The 13470-nt window shown below is 61.8% G+C and carries 15 protein-coding genes and 1 pseudogene; 10 read left to right on the plus strand and 6 right to left on the minus strand.

The genetic code is table 11. The features are described from left to right. The first annotated feature begins 3 nt into the window (after positions 1-3). From NWE53_RS27220 to NWE53_RS27240, 6 genes and pseudogenes are all read left to right on the plus strand, one after another. Positions 4-951 carry a mechanosensitive ion channel family protein gene (locus tag NWE53_RS27220; RefSeq protein ID WP_265055343.1) on the plus strand — a complete coding sequence of 316 codons (948 nt, stop codon included), beginning with the start codon at positions 4-6 and terminating at the stop codon, positions 949-951. A 227-nt stretch (positions 952-1178) separates the two neighbouring features. Continuing rightward, a pseudogene (locus tag NWE53_RS30120) lies at positions 1179-2189 on the plus strand (PAS domain-containing protein); the annotation flags it as partial. 9 nt (positions 2190-2198) lie between these two features. Next, positions 2199-4109 (plus strand): PAS domain-containing protein, encoded by a 1911-nt coding sequence (locus NWE53_RS27225; RefSeq protein ID WP_442865098.1) that lies wholly within the window; start codon positions 2199-2201, stop codon positions 4107-4109. Beyond that, positions 4099-4746, plus strand: coding sequence for a response regulator transcription factor (locus tag NWE53_RS27230; RefSeq protein ID WP_265055345.1), 648 nt, complete (start codon positions 4099-4101; stop codon positions 4744-4746). Before NWE53_RS27225 ends, NWE53_RS27230 begins: the two co-directional genes overlap by 11 nt. Next, positions 4743-5120 carry a response regulator gene (locus tag NWE53_RS27235; RefSeq protein ID WP_265055346.1) on the plus strand — a complete coding sequence of 126 codons (378 nt, stop codon included), beginning with the start codon at positions 4743-4745 and terminating at the stop codon, positions 5118-5120. The genes NWE53_RS27230 and NWE53_RS27235 overlap by 4 nt, the downstream gene beginning before the upstream one ends. 2 nt (positions 5121-5122) lie before the next feature. Continuing rightward, the gene (locus tag NWE53_RS27240) at positions 5123-5815 is read left to right on the plus strand and encodes a response regulator transcription factor (protein ID WP_265055347.1); all 693 of its coding nucleotides are present in this window, start codon (positions 5123-5125) and stop codon (positions 5813-5815) included. A 118-nt stretch (positions 5816-5933) separates the two neighbouring features. Here NWE53_RS27240 and NWE53_RS27245 read toward each other — a convergent pair whose 3' ends face one another. After that, positions 5934-6683, minus strand: coding sequence for an SDR family NAD(P)-dependent oxidoreductase (locus NWE53_RS27245; RefSeq protein WP_265055348.1), 750 nt, complete (start codon positions 6681-6683; stop codon positions 5934-5936). A gap of 67 nt (positions 6684-6750) precedes the next feature. On the opposite strand from NWE53_RS27245, the gene NWE53_RS27250 reads away from it, so the two are divergent. The 4 genes from NWE53_RS27250 (at position 6751) to NWE53_RS27265 (ending at position 9577) form a co-directional block, all read left to right on the plus strand. Beyond that, positions 6751-7095 carry a hypothetical protein gene (locus NWE53_RS27250; RefSeq protein ID WP_265055349.1) on the plus strand — a complete coding sequence of 115 codons (345 nt, stop codon included), beginning with the start codon at positions 6751-6753 and terminating at the stop codon, positions 7093-7095. A 13-nt stretch (positions 7096-7108) separates the two neighbouring features. Next, positions 7109-7939, plus strand: coding sequence for an alpha/beta fold hydrolase (locus tag NWE53_RS27255; RefSeq protein WP_265055350.1), 831 nt, complete (start codon positions 7109-7111; stop codon positions 7937-7939). A 171-nt stretch (positions 7940-8110) separates the two neighbouring features. Further along, positions 8111-8764: an HD domain-containing protein gene (locus NWE53_RS27260; protein WP_265055351.1), complete on the plus strand. Its 654-nt coding sequence runs from the start codon at positions 8111-8113 to the stop codon at positions 8762-8764. Positions 8765-8806: 42 nt separating this feature from the next. Continuing rightward, entirely contained in the window at positions 8807-9577 is a 771-nt protein-coding gene (locus tag NWE53_RS27265; RefSeq protein WP_265055352.1) for an SDR family oxidoreductase, read from the plus strand. Between the two features lie 189 nt (positions 9578-9766). On the opposite strand, the gene ltaE is transcribed toward NWE53_RS27265, so the two are convergent. The 5 genes from ltaE to NWE53_RS27290 all read right to left on the minus strand — a co-directional run bounded on the left by ltaE (position 9767) and on the right by NWE53_RS27290 (position 13439). Then, positions 9767-10786 carry a low-specificity L-threonine aldolase gene (gene ltaE / locus NWE53_RS27270; protein WP_265055547.1) on the minus strand — a complete coding sequence of 340 codons (1020 nt, stop codon included), beginning with the start codon at positions 10784-10786 and terminating at the stop codon, positions 9767-9769. A 382-nt stretch (positions 10787-11168) separates the two neighbouring features. Next, entirely contained in the window at positions 11169-11501 is a 333-nt protein-coding gene (locus NWE53_RS27275; RefSeq protein ID WP_265055353.1) for a hypothetical protein, read from the minus strand. Next, the gene (locus NWE53_RS27280) at positions 11498-12106 is read right to left on the minus strand and encodes a hypothetical protein (RefSeq protein WP_265055354.1); all 609 of its coding nucleotides are present in this window, start codon (positions 12104-12106) and stop codon (positions 11498-11500) included. Before NWE53_RS27280 ends, NWE53_RS27275 begins: the two co-directional genes overlap by 4 nt. 61 nt (positions 12107-12167) lie before the next feature. Further along, positions 12168-12602: a hypothetical protein gene (locus NWE53_RS27285; protein WP_265055355.1), complete on the minus strand. Its 435-nt coding sequence runs from the start codon at positions 12600-12602 to the stop codon at positions 12168-12170. 588 nt (positions 12603-13190) lie between these two features. After that, positions 13191-13439 carry a hypothetical protein gene (locus NWE53_RS27290; protein ID WP_265055356.1) on the minus strand — a complete coding sequence of 83 codons (249 nt, stop codon included), beginning with the start codon at positions 13437-13439 and terminating at the stop codon, positions 13191-13193. Positions 13440-13470 lie beyond the last annotated feature (31 nt).

Here is a 13470-nt window from a genome sequence, read left to right on the forward strand (position 1 = left end):
TCCATGCCCGGCGAAGACCACTTCCTGCCTTTGGTGCTGATCAACATCCTCGGAACCGCCGGAATCGTCGTGTGGCACGTTCAGGGCTGCGAACGTCCGACGGGTCGCCTGATCGTCCAGATCCTGTTCTTCATCGGCATGAGCATCGTGCTCTATACGGGCGGTATCGCTCCGCACCAAGCCGATGACGTCTATGCGGAGGGGCTGGCAGCGGTGCTTTCCAAGTCCGCCAGAATTCTCTGGTGGACCCATCTCGCCTGGACGATCATCGGCTTCATCCACATCTACGTCAGGCTTAATCGGAAGCCGCAGGAAGCGCACCTGATCCTGGATATGGCCGTCGCCGGCATCTATCTCGGTGTGGCGCTGTCGGTCCTGGGGTTCGTCTTCGGCCTGCCGATCGCCACCCTGGTTACGACCTCGGGCGTCGTCGCCTTGATCCTCGGCCTCGCATTGCAGAATACGCTAGGCGATGTCTTTTCCGGCATCGCGCTGACACTCGGCAAGGCCTATGCGATCGGCGACTGGGTCCAGTTGAGTGACGGCACTGCGGGCCGCGTCATGGAAACCAATTGGCGCTCGACCAACCTGCTGACCGGATTAAACAACATCGTCGTGCTGCCGAACAGCATGCTGGCAAAGCAAAGCCTGACCAGCTTGAGCCGCCCCGACGAGTCGCACCTCATAACACTAGGCGTGCGCTTCGCCGCGGGGCAAAGGCCGCGCATCGTCGAGGACGCGATGCGGACAGTGCTGGAAACCAGTACTCGCATCGTCAAGGATCCCCCGCCAGCCGTTGCCCTGAAGGCCATCGATGCGGCGGCCATCGAGGTGGAATTGCAGTTCCGTGTCGCGAGCCTCGCAACGGGGACATACGCCAAGAACGAGATCATCGACCTCATCCATGACCAATGCGGCGCGAGCGGTCTTTCGCTGGCGGGGCCTGCCTAGGAGTCTCCATTCTGGTGCCAAGGTGGATTGCGGCGCTCGTCCGCACGCCGTAGCGCGCAGCAACGGAACACTGGACGATCTCATTGCAAGTCATGGATTTCCATAAGTGCGGCCGAGGCGTCCTGGCGCTAGTTTCCACTGAGTTTGCCAGCCGGATGTTCGAAGACTGGTGCTAGATGATGCTGTGACGGTTTCCAGGTAATCCGTCTCCGGAAGGGCACCCGACCATGATTGCAGCGCTCCATCGAACGCCAACGATCCTTGTGTCCCTGACTCTGGCTGTTGGCATCCTGGCATACTGGCTGGCCGGGGCCACCATAGGAATATTGGCGCCGCTCGGTGCGTTCTTCCTCTATGCGCGCGGTTATCTGCTTCGATCACTCTGGGGCGGGCTGCTCGCCGCCTTTGCCGGTGCGACGGTCACCGCCGTTTTATATCCTGGCGCCTTACGGGAAGCCGCGCTTTCGCTCGGTGCATCGGTCGCGGTGGCCGCGTGCATCGGCGCGCTCATTGTGCGCGATCCGTCCAGACGAGGCGCCCGGGACGCGGCCGTGCAACGACAAGCGCCGGGGCATCCCAGTGGTCTTGGTGCCATTCCAGATGACGTGGCCGAGGGTGCGATCCACCCGGATGACAGGGCTGCGATCGCACAGGCGGCGGCCTATGCGTTTTGGACGGGCGTGCCGCAGGTGACGAGCTATCGGTTGCGCCAGCCGGACGGCAGATATCGCTGGACCGAGCTCCGTGCCGAGCCGGGCTATGGCGTCAGCGTCGATGTCGACGCCATGGTTTCGAGACCGGATGATCGCTGGACTGTGGCGGAATCGCTTGGCGAGACCGTGCAGGCGGTGCAGGCCGCCAAGGTGATCGAGAGCTTACACGGCAAGGCCTGGGCTTTCGATGCCACTGGGAAGTTCACTTATGTGACCCGTGCTGCCCAGATTGCCATCGACATGGCTCTGGAGGATCTCAATCGCCGTCTCGGCGAGCGGGAATTCATCGATGGCGGTGAGGTCGGCTGGATGCGCGGTGTTCATCCGGACGATGTCGACGCCGCCGCCGCGACCCTGCGCCGTTGCCTGAAGACGGGCGAGCCGTGGAACATCGAATATCGCATGCTGCGCGCGACGGGCCACTATGTCTGGCACCGCATTTCAGCGCGGCCGACACGGGATGGCAAGGAGCGCATCACCGGGTGGTTCGGCACCTCGATCGATATCGACGTTTACAAGAAAACCGAGGCTGCGCTGCGAGAGCGAGAAAAGCATCTCGAACAGCTCATCGACACGGTGCCTGCCATGATCTGGAGCATGTCATCGGAGGGGCGACCCATCTATCTCAACAGGCGGATCATGGAGGTCACCGGCGCCACGCTAGATACCGTCAAGGCGTCGGATGGGTCTCTTTCTCTGAAGAAGATGATTCATCCGAATTTCTGGGAGTTGGCAGAGCAAACCTTCACGAGATCGGTCGTGACGGGCGCGCCGTACAACATCAAGTACCTCCAGCATCGGGCTGGCGGCACCTATCGATGGACGCAAACGCGCGCAGAACCTCTGCGCGACGAAGCCGGTAAGATTATTCGATGGTACGGTGTATCCGTCGATATCCACGATCTGATCACCACCCAGACCGAACTCAATCTCCGAAAGCAGGAATTGACGCGGCTGATCGATCTGGTTCCGAGCTTCCTCTGGCGACTGACCCCGACCGGGGCGCCGAATTTCTTCAACCGTCGCTTCATCGACTTCCTGGGCATTGACGAAGGCGACCTTAAGCAATCGCAGACGGAGCAATACGCAGCCGCCCTGAAGGCTGCGATCCATCCGGACGACGCCAGTCGCGTCTGGGCAGAAATCAAGGACTGTCTGAGCAGCGGTCGGCCCTACGCGATGCGCTATCGCTTGCGACGCCACGATGGTGTGTATCGCTGGATGGACGGGCGCGCGGAACCGCTCCTGGACGACGATGGCAGCATCATCCAGTGGTATGGCCTGTCCCATGACATCGACGACCAACTCCGCGTGGAGGATGCTCTCAGGGAAAGCGAGCGATCGCTGCGTCAGTTGGTGGAGACACTGCCTGCCCTCATCTACTGCGCCGCGCCGAATGGCGAACCGATCTATCGAAGCGAGAAGCTCGGGGAATTTCTTGGCTTCGGACTCGGTGACAAGGACGCAGAGGGCCGGACCCGCCTTGTCGGCACGCTCGAAGCGATCATCCATCCCGATGACCTCCCCGATGTCAAAGAGAAATATGGGCGTTCGCTGGCGACCGGCACGTCCTATGCGATGAAGCACCGCCTCCGGCGGGCGGATGGCGAGTTTCGCTGGGTCGAGACGCGGACCGCGGCGATGCGAAATGCTGAGGGGGAGATCGTTCAATGGAACGGCATCTGCTTCGAGATCGAAGATCAGGTGCGCGCGCAGGAAGCGCTGACATTGACGCAGGAGCGCCTGGCACGCGCAGCGCAGGCTGCGAGCCTGGCAGAGCTCTCCGCCTCGATCGCACATGAGGTCAACCAACCGCTCGCGGCCGTGGTCGCCAATTCGCACGCATGCCAGCGCTGGCTGACCTCGGACCCGCCCAATCTGGAGCGGGCGCAGAAAACCATCGAACGTATCATCCGGGATGCGAATTCAGCCGCCGATGTCGTCGGCCGGGTCCGTGCCTTGTTCAGGCAGACGGACCAAGCGCGAAACCTCTGCCCGCTCGACGCTATTCTTCATGAGGCTCGGGATCTGATGATGGAAGAAGCGGCCCGGCGTCGCATGCGTATCGACGTCGAGGTCGAGGCTGGTCTTCCGTCGCTGGAGCTGGATCGCATCCAGATCCAGCAGGTCCTGGTCAACCTGATCCGCAACGGCCTCGAAGCGATGGAGCCTGCTCGGCGCGGGGTTCTGCGCGTCCGAACATTGCGCGCCGTCGATTTCGTCAGGACCGAAGTCCGGGACACCGGCATGGGTCTTGGTGCGCCCGATAAGGTCTTCGAAGCCTTCTTCTCAACGAAACCCAATGGGATGGGCATGGGGTTGGCGATATCGCGAACAATCATCGAGACCCATGGTGGGCGACTGTGGGCAGAGAACAACGAGGACGGCGGGGCGGCATTCATCTTCACCCTGCCTGTCGAAGCGAAAGCCAATCATGACCGTTGACGACGCCATCGTGTTCATCGTCGACGACGACGATGCACTCCGGGAGGCCCTGGGTGAGTTGCTGGCGGCGAACGGTGTCCGATCAGTCCCATTCAGCTCCGCAGGCGACTATATCGGCTCGAACAAGCCCGATCACCCGGCCTGCCTGATTCTCGATGTCGAGCTGCCCGATATCAACGGGCTGGAGCTGCAGCGCCAGATCGCGCAGGGAGACCATCCGCCGATCGTCTTCATCACGGGGCATGGCGACATCCCATCATCGGTGCGAGCCATCAAACATGGTGCCGTCGATTTCCTGACTAAGCCGTTCAGCGATACGGCGCTGCTCTCGGCCATCCGCTCGGCGATAGCGCAGGATCGGGAAACAAGGGCCAAACGCGCCGAGTTCACGCTGCTGAAGCAACGCTATCACGAGCTCTCTCCGCGAGAGAGAGAAGTCCTTCCGCTGGTCGTGAGCGGACTGTTGAACAAGCAGGCTGCGGCTGAGCTTGGTATCAGCGAAGTCACCCTTCAGATCCATAGAAGAAACGTGATGCAAAAAATGGCGGCGACATCGCTCGCCGACCTGGTGCGAATTGCGGAGAGGTTGGAAATCCCGATCCAGCATTCGCGCCGGATGGGAGGACTCCAAGCGTGACCAAGCATAAATCTGTCGTGGCCGTCGTCGATGACGATCCGAGATTGCTCGAATCGCTTGAGGAATTGCTTGAGTCAGCTGGTTATGCGGTTCGTAGCTTCTCGTCGGCGGCAGCGCTGATCCAGGCCGGCCTCTCCGGACTGGATCTCCTCATCACCGATGTCGGCATGCCGGGGCTCGACGGCTTCGAACTGCGCGACCTCGTCAATAGGGCACGTCCGGAACTGCCGGTCTTTCTCATCACCGGGCGCCACGAGATCGCCGAGCAGATCAGGGCACGGGCCGTAGAGAGTTTCTTCTGCAAGCCGTTCGATGGCCAAGCCTTACTCGCCGCGATCGCAACGGCATTAACTCAACAGGGACGTGGAAGGTGAACATGATCATTGACAGCTCACTCTCACGGAAATCGGCGCTCTCCTCCAGGCGAGGTGCAGCAGAAGAACAGCAGCCTCTCGTCATCATAGTCGATGACGACGCCTCGGTCCGAGATGCACTGTCCGAGCTGATGGAGTCAGCCAGCTTCGCAGCGGTTTCGTTCAGCTCGACACAGGCACTGCTCGAGACCAGCATGCTCAACCGGCCGGGATGTCTCATTCTCGACGTGCGTATGCCCGGCTTCAGCGGGCTCGACCTCCAGCGTCATCTGACGATGAACGGAAATCCCAAGCCGATCATTTTCCTCACAGCACATGGCGACATCCCGATGACCGTCCAGGCCATGAAAGCAGGCGCGGTGGATTTCCTGACAAAGCCGGTTCGCGACCAGACGCTTCTGGACGCCGTCAATGCGGCGATCGGGGTGGATGCGGCGAGAAGGGCGGAAGCTGCGAAGATCAAGGGATGTGTCGAGCGCTTGCAAACTCTGACGCCACGGGAGCGCGAAGTCATGTGCGAGGTCGCACGGGGGCGCCTCAACAAGCAGATCGCCTTCGACCTCGGCATCAGCGAGGTCACAGTCAAGCTGCACCGGGGCAATCTGATGCGGAAGATGGAAGTTGCCTCACTCGGCGAACTTATCAGGGCGTGGGAGGCTCTACCGGTCGGCATGCGTATGGCGAACGCTGCCTAGCCCTGGCGAGGCTGGAGCACCGGCTCCGGCGCTCCAGAATTCATGGTCATGGCGTGATGCCTCGCCAACGCACCGGAACGGCTGGGCGAACGAAACGGAATGGCGACCTCTTCTGAGATCAGGTCAGCGTGACGCCCCCATCGACGGCCAGGTTGATGCCGGTGATGAATTCCCCGTCGGGGGAGCAGAGAAAGAGAGCCGCCTGTGCCAGCTCTTCCGGCTTGCCCATCCTGCCGAACGGGATCATCCGGGCGGCCTGCTCTTCGACCTGCACCTGCGTTTCCGGAGCGACGCCGAGTTTTCCAATAATCGGCGTATCGGTCGGGCCGGGACTGAGTACGTTCACACGAATGCGCCTGTCCTTAAGTTCCAGTGCCCAATTGCGCGCGAACGCTTCGATTGCCGCCTTGCTGCCAGCGTAGACCGCGTGACCATCCAGCACCTTGCGGCTTGCGATCGAGCTCGTCAGGAGGATCGCGCCGCCATCGCGCAATAGCGGAGCGATCTTCTGAACGCCGAAGAACGTGCCGCGCGCATTGGTGAGGAATTGTGTGTCGTAGTCGGTGGCCGTCACGTTGAAGCTCGGCTGAATGTGGATGCTGCCCGCATTAGCCACATAGATGTCGGCCTGTCCGAAACGAGCGGAGACCAGCGCGGCGACACGTTCGTGCGTGGCGAGGTCGGCAACGTCACCTGCGAGGCCGGTCGCCTGAGGCCCGAGGCTGGCGACGGCTTCGGTCACGGCGTCTCCTCGACGACCGACGATCAGCACCTTCGCACCTGCGGTTATGAACAGGCGCGCTGTCGCGAAGCCGATCCCGCTGTTGCCGCCGGTGATCACGGCGACCTTGTTCGACAATTTTCCCATTTGGACCTCCATTGGTGATCCAGAGTTGGGCCGCTCCTGATTGAAATCAAAATATACCGAAGTCGATATGAACTATACGTTTGAATATAATGAATTGTATTCGAGCGTATTGATCATCGTTTTCACGAAAATTAAAAATCAATACACCTCGAAGAACTGGCGATTATATGAATATCGCCGCGAATTCGAGTCCAAGATGTCGGGGTCTGACGCCGAATTAGGCGCCCTGAGCACTTTGGTCCGCAACCATTATCTGCGCCCTGGAGGCGCCAATGCTCGACAAAGCACTACCCAGTTCGACCGACCTCAATCGGCGGGATCTCTTGTGCGGCGGCGCCGGCATGGCGGCGATTGGCACGCTTCCACTCCAGTCCTTGGCGCAGCCCGCCACCGTTGCCCCTCACAACAGTAAAAGGAGCCGACGCATGAATTATGTCACGACGCGGGATGGCGTTGAGATTTTCTACAAGGATTGGGGCCCGAAATCGGCCCAGCCGCTGGTCTTTCACCATGGCTGGCCACTCAGCTCGGACGACTGGGACGCCCAGATGCTGTTCTTTCTGGCGCAAGGCTTCCGGGTCGTCGCTCACGACCGGCGCGGACACGGCCGTTCGAGCCAGGTCAGCGAGGGACATGACATGGACCACTACGCGGCCGACGCCGCGGCCGTCGTCGACCATCTCGACCTACGCAATGCGGTGCATATTGGACACTCCACCGGAGGCGGCGAGGCAACGCGCTATGTCGCGCGCCATGGCAGGAGCCGTACTTCTAAGCTCGTTCTCATCGGCGCAGTCCCCCCGATCATGGTCAAGACCGAGCGGAACCCCCGCGGCCTGCCGATCGAAGTCTTCGATGGCCTTCGGAAGAGTCTCGCTGCCAATCGCAGCAAGTTCTACACCGATCTCGCAGCGGGGCCGTTCTACGGATTCAATCGCGCCGGGGTCGAGACGGATGCCAGCGTCGTCCAGAACTGGTGGCGCCAGGGCATGATGGGAGCCGCCAAGGCTCACTACGAGGGCATCAAGGCCTTCTCCGAGACCGATTTCACCGAGGATCTCAAGGTCATCGAGGCTCCGGCTCTCGTCATGCATGGCGATGATGATCAGATCGTCCCGATCGGCGACAGCGCCCCGCTTTCGGCCAAGCTCCTGAAGCGGGCGACCCTGACGATCTACAACAAGTTCCCGCACGGCATGGCGACCACCCATGCGGATACGATCAACAAGGACATCCTCGCCTTCGTCCGAGGGTGACGCTCACGGACGAGGCGGCTGGCGAAGCCGCCTCGTCATGCTTGCAGCCCCCCGATCGGCCTCGGCGGCTCGGACGCTGGTTGGTGAGTCACCGCATACGGAAGCTGTGGCCCGCGAACCGACCGTTCGCTGCCAACTCCTGGAATCCGTCGATCGAGGACCTCGAAAGCCATGTCAGAGATCCAAAAAGACCGTCAAATTCTAGCCGGCGTTGCTGTGCCGGATACCGAACTGGTGGCCAGCGCTCTCGCTTATGCCCGCCGAGCCTGCGAGCCCTACCTGTACAACCACGTTGTGCGCTCCTGGCTTTTCGCGGCTCGCCTAGGGCAGATTCGGAATATCCATCATGACGAGGAAGTCGTCGCTGTCGGGACGCTCCTGCACGATGTCACGCTGAACGAGTGCTTCAACGGGCCGCGCCGGTTCGAGGTCGAGGGCGCCGATCTCGCGCGAAGCTTTGCCCGAGAGAGCGGTGTCGACGAGCGTCGTGCTCAGCTGATTTGGGACAGCGTAGCCCTCAACTCAACACCGTCGATCGGCCTCTACAAGGAGGCTGAGGTTGCACTCTGCACGGCAGGCATCTGCCTCGATGTCGTCGGACTACAATACGACGCGCTCCCGCCGGACGAGGTCCAGCAGATCCTCCTCGCCTATCCGAGACTCGGGATGAAGCGGCTGATGACGCAGTGTTTCTGCCACATCGCCAGAACCCGCCCTGAAACCACCTACGACAATTTCGTGCGTGATTTCGGCGAGCGGCTCGTCTCGGGTTACCGCGCGCCGTCATCGGTCGATTTTGTCGAGCGCGCGCCGTTCGACGAGTGACATGCTCCCGGGCTGGGAACGAGGATATCAAGGAGACGGCGCATGAAGATTGTTGTGGTAGGCGGGACCGGCATGATCGGGTCCAAGCTCGTCGATGCCTTGGCCGGCAGCAGTCTCGAAATCGAGATCGCCTCGCCCTCGCGCGGCGTCGATACGGTCACCGGAGCGGGCCTAGCCGAAGCACTGTCCGGCGCGCAGGTAGTCGTGGACGTCTCCAACTCTCCAACCTTCGATCAGGACGTCGCGCTTGCCTTCTTCCAGGCCTCCGGACGGAACCTGCTCGCTGCCGAGGAGGCCGCGGGCGTCGAGCATCACGTCGCTCTCTCTGCCGTCGGGACCGATCGGCTGCCCGACAGAGGGTATTTCCGAGCCAAGATGATGCAGGAGGTGATCGTGAGAAGCGCAAACTTGCCCCATACGATTGTGAGGTCGACGCCCTTCTTTGAATACATCAACGGAATTGTCGAGACCGCCGCGGAAGGAGACGCGCTTCGCATTTCGCCGGCCCTGATACAGCCCATCGCAGGCGACGATGTCGCGCTGGAGCTGCGCGATGTCGTCCTCGGGCGGGCGCAGAACCGCGAGCTGGAAATCGTGGGGCCGGATCATTTCCGTCTCGACGACCTCGCCCGGCAGATACTGGCCGCGAACGAGGATCCGCGCCCTGTCATTGCCGATCGCCAAGCGCTCTATTTCGGCGCGGTGCTGCGTGATGACAGTCTCATTCCAAGTGGTCATCCACGCTGTGCACGGACGCGGTTCGAGGACTGGCTTCGGCTTTACGTGGCCCAGTCGCTCGCCCCAGCCAATTGAGGCCTGCGGCAGCACCGGCCCGCCGCTCAATCTCGATCTAAACCGCTAGGAAGCGGACGTTCCGAACGTGAGCAATGGGCCAATATCGTCGAGCCGCTCATCCGGGCGAGTTGCGCCAGGAGCGGAAGCTGGGTATTCGACACGAGCGGACATCCTGCGCTGGTCGTACGGGGCTCCCTCAGTCCCCCGTCACTGTTTGCTGTCGAAGAAATTCTCGCAGGCTGTGCCGACGCGCTCGACGGAAGCGTCGTCCAGGTCGAGATGGGTCACCCAGCGCAATGTGCCGTAACGTCCGCTGACGGCGATGCCGCGGTCGCGGAGGAAGGCGGCGAAAGCGCTGGTATCAAGCGCTTTTGGTGTCATGAACACCATGTTTGTGCGCGCTGGCCCCGCGCCGAGCGCAGGAAAACGGGCCAGCACCTTCGCGAGATCAGCAGCGCGTCGGTGGTCCTCGCCGAGCCGCGCTACGTTGTGCTCCAGAGCATGGATTGCGGCCGCGGCGATCACGCCGGTCTGGCGCATGCCGCCGCCCAGCATTTTCCTGATGCGGCGGGCCTTCTCGATGAAATCCTTCGGGCCCACGAGGATGGAGCCGATCGGCGCTCCCAGTCCCTTCGACAGGCACAGGGATACCGTGTCGAACTGCCCGGCGATCCACGCCGCGTCCCGGTTGCTTGCCGCGGCGGCGTTCATCAGCCGGGCTCCGTCGAGATGGGTCGCAAGGCCACGGGAACGGGCGAGCTGGGTTGCTGCCTCCAGATAGGCATCGGGCAGGACCAGCCCGTTGAAGGTGTTCTCCAGCGCCAGCAGCCGCGTGACAGCGAAGTGGAAATCTTTCGGCTTTATCGCGTTGGCGATGGCGTCGAGAGCGATCGTCCCATCGGGCTCATTGGGGAGGGGTTGCGGCTGGATCGAGCCCAGCACAGCCGCTCCACCGCCTTCCAGCCGATAGGTATGAGCCATCTGGCCGACGAGATACTCGTCACCACGACCGCAATGGGCCATCAACCCGGCGAGATTTGCCTGGGTGCCCGTGGGGAAGAAGAGGGCGGCTTCCTTGTCCAACCGCTCCGCGGTCTTGGCTTCCAGGCGCTTGGTCGTCGGGCAATCGTCATAGACCGCGTCGCCCACGTCGGCAGCCGCCATGGCGGCGCGCATGCTTTCACCGGGGCGCGTCACCGTGTCCGAGCGGAAGTCATCTACTATCATCGATCCGATCCTCGCAGGCTGTGCGTTCACCCTATCGGGAGATCAACTGGCCCATCATGCAAAAGTGGGGCGGCGAAGATCGGAGGATGCATCCCGGAATTCTACTTCCGGTACGGTCGCTATTGTCTGCTTCCCGGAAGGAAGAACGGCGCCTACATTCCTTGTTCGCGGCCGACGCCTTAGCAAAAACAAGGGCTTGCGCCCTTAAACGCGTTCAGGATTCGAGCTTCGCCGGAGCCATTCCGCCTGTCACTGGGAAATCCTTAAGCATGCCTTTGGGCAGTGCGCGATGATGCCGACGCCGCTGACGTCTCCGAGCTGCCCGAAGGGGGCTTTATATTTGGCACGCGTCCTTAACACGGGCTTCGGACTTAACGGCCCGTCAGACCTTCGGGGCCGGCAGACATGTGGAATTTTCGAGGGAGACGCCGTCCTCCATCGCGCGAAGCTCGACATAGCGAAGCCGAGTGCTGGCCGTGTTTGGCAAGCCAGTCTCTGCCAGCCACACGAGAAACTCGGCTGGACGGATGGTGACTATCTCAACCGCTCGCCCCAGAGCGAGCAGTTCGCTCATCACTAATAGGGCGCGTTCAAGCCAAACTTCATAGTCGCTCGGCATCAGATCGCGGTCTTGTGCCAGCGCCCAAAGCTGCGCAAAATCCTCGGGCTCGTACCACGGCATGGCCATCGTGTACGCCTCGACCGTCGGGTTCACTGAGTGCCGACCGTCCGCGCCCGGCGCGGAAACTGGGGATACCCACCGACCAAATTGGAGGCGGTTAGCTTGCCTCGCAGTACGGGCTCAAGGGTCTCTCGTCGGAGCAGTTGGTCGGAGTGGGGTCGCTGGAGTTGGCTTTTGCGATCTCCCACGCACAGGGCGACGACCTTCTGATCGGGACGCTGGAACGTCCCGCAGCTCCCGTGGCATCGGCCCCCGCTGCTGAGAATGGTGCCCTGTCCAAGCTGCAGGCAGCGAGCGTGCCCATTGCGGGCCGGCAGGCGGTAAGCCCAGTCCCCGGCCGGCATTGCGGTGACAGCGCCGCTCACGCCGATCGACGCGGCAATTCGCGCGCCGACCACAGGATCGTTTCCGGCGTAGCGGTCGAGAAACAGCGTCAGCCCGGCGCCGCGCAGGACGCCAACCACTTCATATGTGTCCGAATGAAGGGCGATGCGAGGTAACCACGACGTCGTCGTAGAGGCGGCAGGGGCGCCGTGGTCATGCCCCTCATCGGCAACGAGAGGTTCCGCCAAAAGCAGCAAAGCCATCGCAAATGGCGCGATCAGGCGGCGCAGAAGGCCGCAAAAGAACGAAAACATGAAACGAACCCATCAACACGACATGGACGTCCCTGCGGCTCGGCGGAAAGCCGGCCGTCGGTCAGGCGATGTCGGAGGTTCGTGGCGGCCTTGCAGGCAAGCTTGGCATGTGCGCCAAGGCGAGGGTCTCCGGCAGCAAGAAAAGCCGGAACCGGTGTGGGATCCGTGTGGGAAGTGACGTCGCGATCGGTTCGATCACCGCGACAGTGCACATCGTACCGCAGCAAATTCGACCCAAAGCCCCGCTAGGCTGCGAGCTATTCGAGGGACTGGACATACTGATGCGGGTCATCCCGCAGACGATTGCCTCATCGACGGAAAACGAGGCGACTGCTGGGAACTGCCGTACAGCGTCCGTCGAGGTCATCGTGCCTTGAACCGGCGGCTTGGATGTCACGCCGTGCCCGGGGTGCGCAGCGGCGGGCATTGCCCAGGCGAACGCAAGCAAAGCGCCCAGCACGGCCGCCTGCAGCACCTGGGTCAATGCGTCGAACATCCTCACTTTATTCAGCCGTTTCGTTGATGATAACGGACGATGGGCCTTTCCGTATGGGAAGGTCAAGGCACTCAGAGGGATCAGATTGCTTAGCGACGGACGCTTACGCTACAAAGTCCGGCGGCACCCATGGGCACCAGAGATAATAGCAGCCCTCGCAAAGCGCGACGACGGTCACAGGCCCGGCACACTAAAATTCGACCAGGCCTTTTGTGCAGCGCGAATACAAGATGGTTGGTAAGTGGACCTTCAGCCGCCATCTGGCTGCGGGACAAAAGCCGGGATCGAGGGAAGTTGTGACGATCCGAGCGTTGACCGCTTCCCCCGGAAAAGGATGATTCCCGACCTCTCCGCCATCTCTAATCAAAGCGCTGGCGGGATGCGTCAGGAGCGCACTCTAGTTCATCGCCCGGAGCCGGACCTCCGGAATGCATCGACGCGAGTTCGGTGGGCAATTCGGTCATCTCTACTGCCGCTATTGAGCTTCCGAAACCGGCTCGCAAAGGAGGAAGCGCACGAGAGCGTTCCGGTCCGGCTGTTCTGGATGTCGAGATTTGGCAGCCCAAACCGCGGCTCTAGCGGCTCAGTTTATGGCCGGCGCGTGCGCGTCTCCTTCAGAAACCGCTGGATCGCCTTGTTCGCCATCTCCCGTGGATCGTCTGTTCCGAGCGCAACAGACGCGACGACGAATTTCATGCGCTGGCTCTGGCGCTCCTGATCTCCAGCCGGCACGCCGTGCTCAACATAGCTCCAAGCTGCTGCCCAGGCCGACTCGGCCCGCGCCATAGCGCCCGGATCTTCAAGAATGGCGAAAGGGTTCGCTTCGTTCGTTCGCATCGATCACTGGCCCCCTATTCAACATGCGGGC

Source organism: Bosea sp. NBC_00550, assembly GCF_026020075.1.
Classification (GTDB): Bacteria; Pseudomonadota; Alphaproteobacteria; order Rhizobiales; family Beijerinckiaceae; genus Allobosea.

Excerpts from the sequence above, each read along its gene's own strand:
- NWE53_RS27220 (WP_265055343.1), top strand. The coding sequence starts at position 4 with ATGCCCGGCGAAGACCACTTCCTGCCTTTGGTGCTGATCAACATCCTC.
- NWE53_RS27230 (WP_265055345.1), top strand. The coding sequence starts at position 4,099 with ATGACCGTTGACGACGCCATCGTGTTCATCGTCGACGACGACGATGCA.
- NWE53_RS27240 (WP_265055347.1), top strand. The coding sequence starts at position 5,123 with ATGATCATTGACAGCTCACTCTCACGGAAATCGGCGCTCTCCTCCAGG.
- NWE53_RS27245 (WP_265055348.1), bottom strand. The coding sequence starts at position 6,683 with ATGGGAAAATTGTCGAACAAGGTCGCCGTGATCACCGGCGGCAACAGC.
- NWE53_RS27250 (WP_265055349.1), top strand. The coding sequence starts at position 6,751 with ATGAACTATACGTTTGAATATAATGAATTGTATTCGAGCGTATTGATC.
- NWE53_RS27255 (WP_265055350.1), top strand. The coding sequence starts at position 7,109 with ATGAATTATGTCACGACGCGGGATGGCGTTGAGATTTTCTACAAGGAT.
- NWE53_RS27260 (WP_265055351.1), top strand. The coding sequence starts at position 8,111 with ATGTCAGAGATCCAAAAAGACCGTCAAATTCTAGCCGGCGTTGCTGTG.
- NWE53_RS27265 (WP_265055352.1), top strand. The coding sequence starts at position 8,807 with ATGAAGATTGTTGTGGTAGGCGGGACCGGCATGATCGGGTCCAAGCTC.
- ltaE (WP_265055547.1), bottom strand. The coding sequence starts at position 10,786 with ATGATAGTAGATGACTTCCGCTCGGACACGGTGACGCGCCCCGGTGAA.
- NWE53_RS27280 (WP_265055354.1), bottom strand. The coding sequence starts at position 12,106 with ATGTTTTCGTTCTTTTGCGGCCTTCTGCGCCGCCTGATCGCGCCATTT.
- NWE53_RS27285 (WP_265055355.1), bottom strand. The coding sequence starts at position 12,602 with ATGTTCGACGCATTGACCCAGGTGCTGCAGGCGGCCGTGCTGGGCGCT.
- NWE53_RS27290 (WP_265055356.1), bottom strand. The coding sequence starts at position 13,439 with ATGCGAACGAACGAAGCGAACCCTTTCGCCATTCTTGAAGATCCGGGC.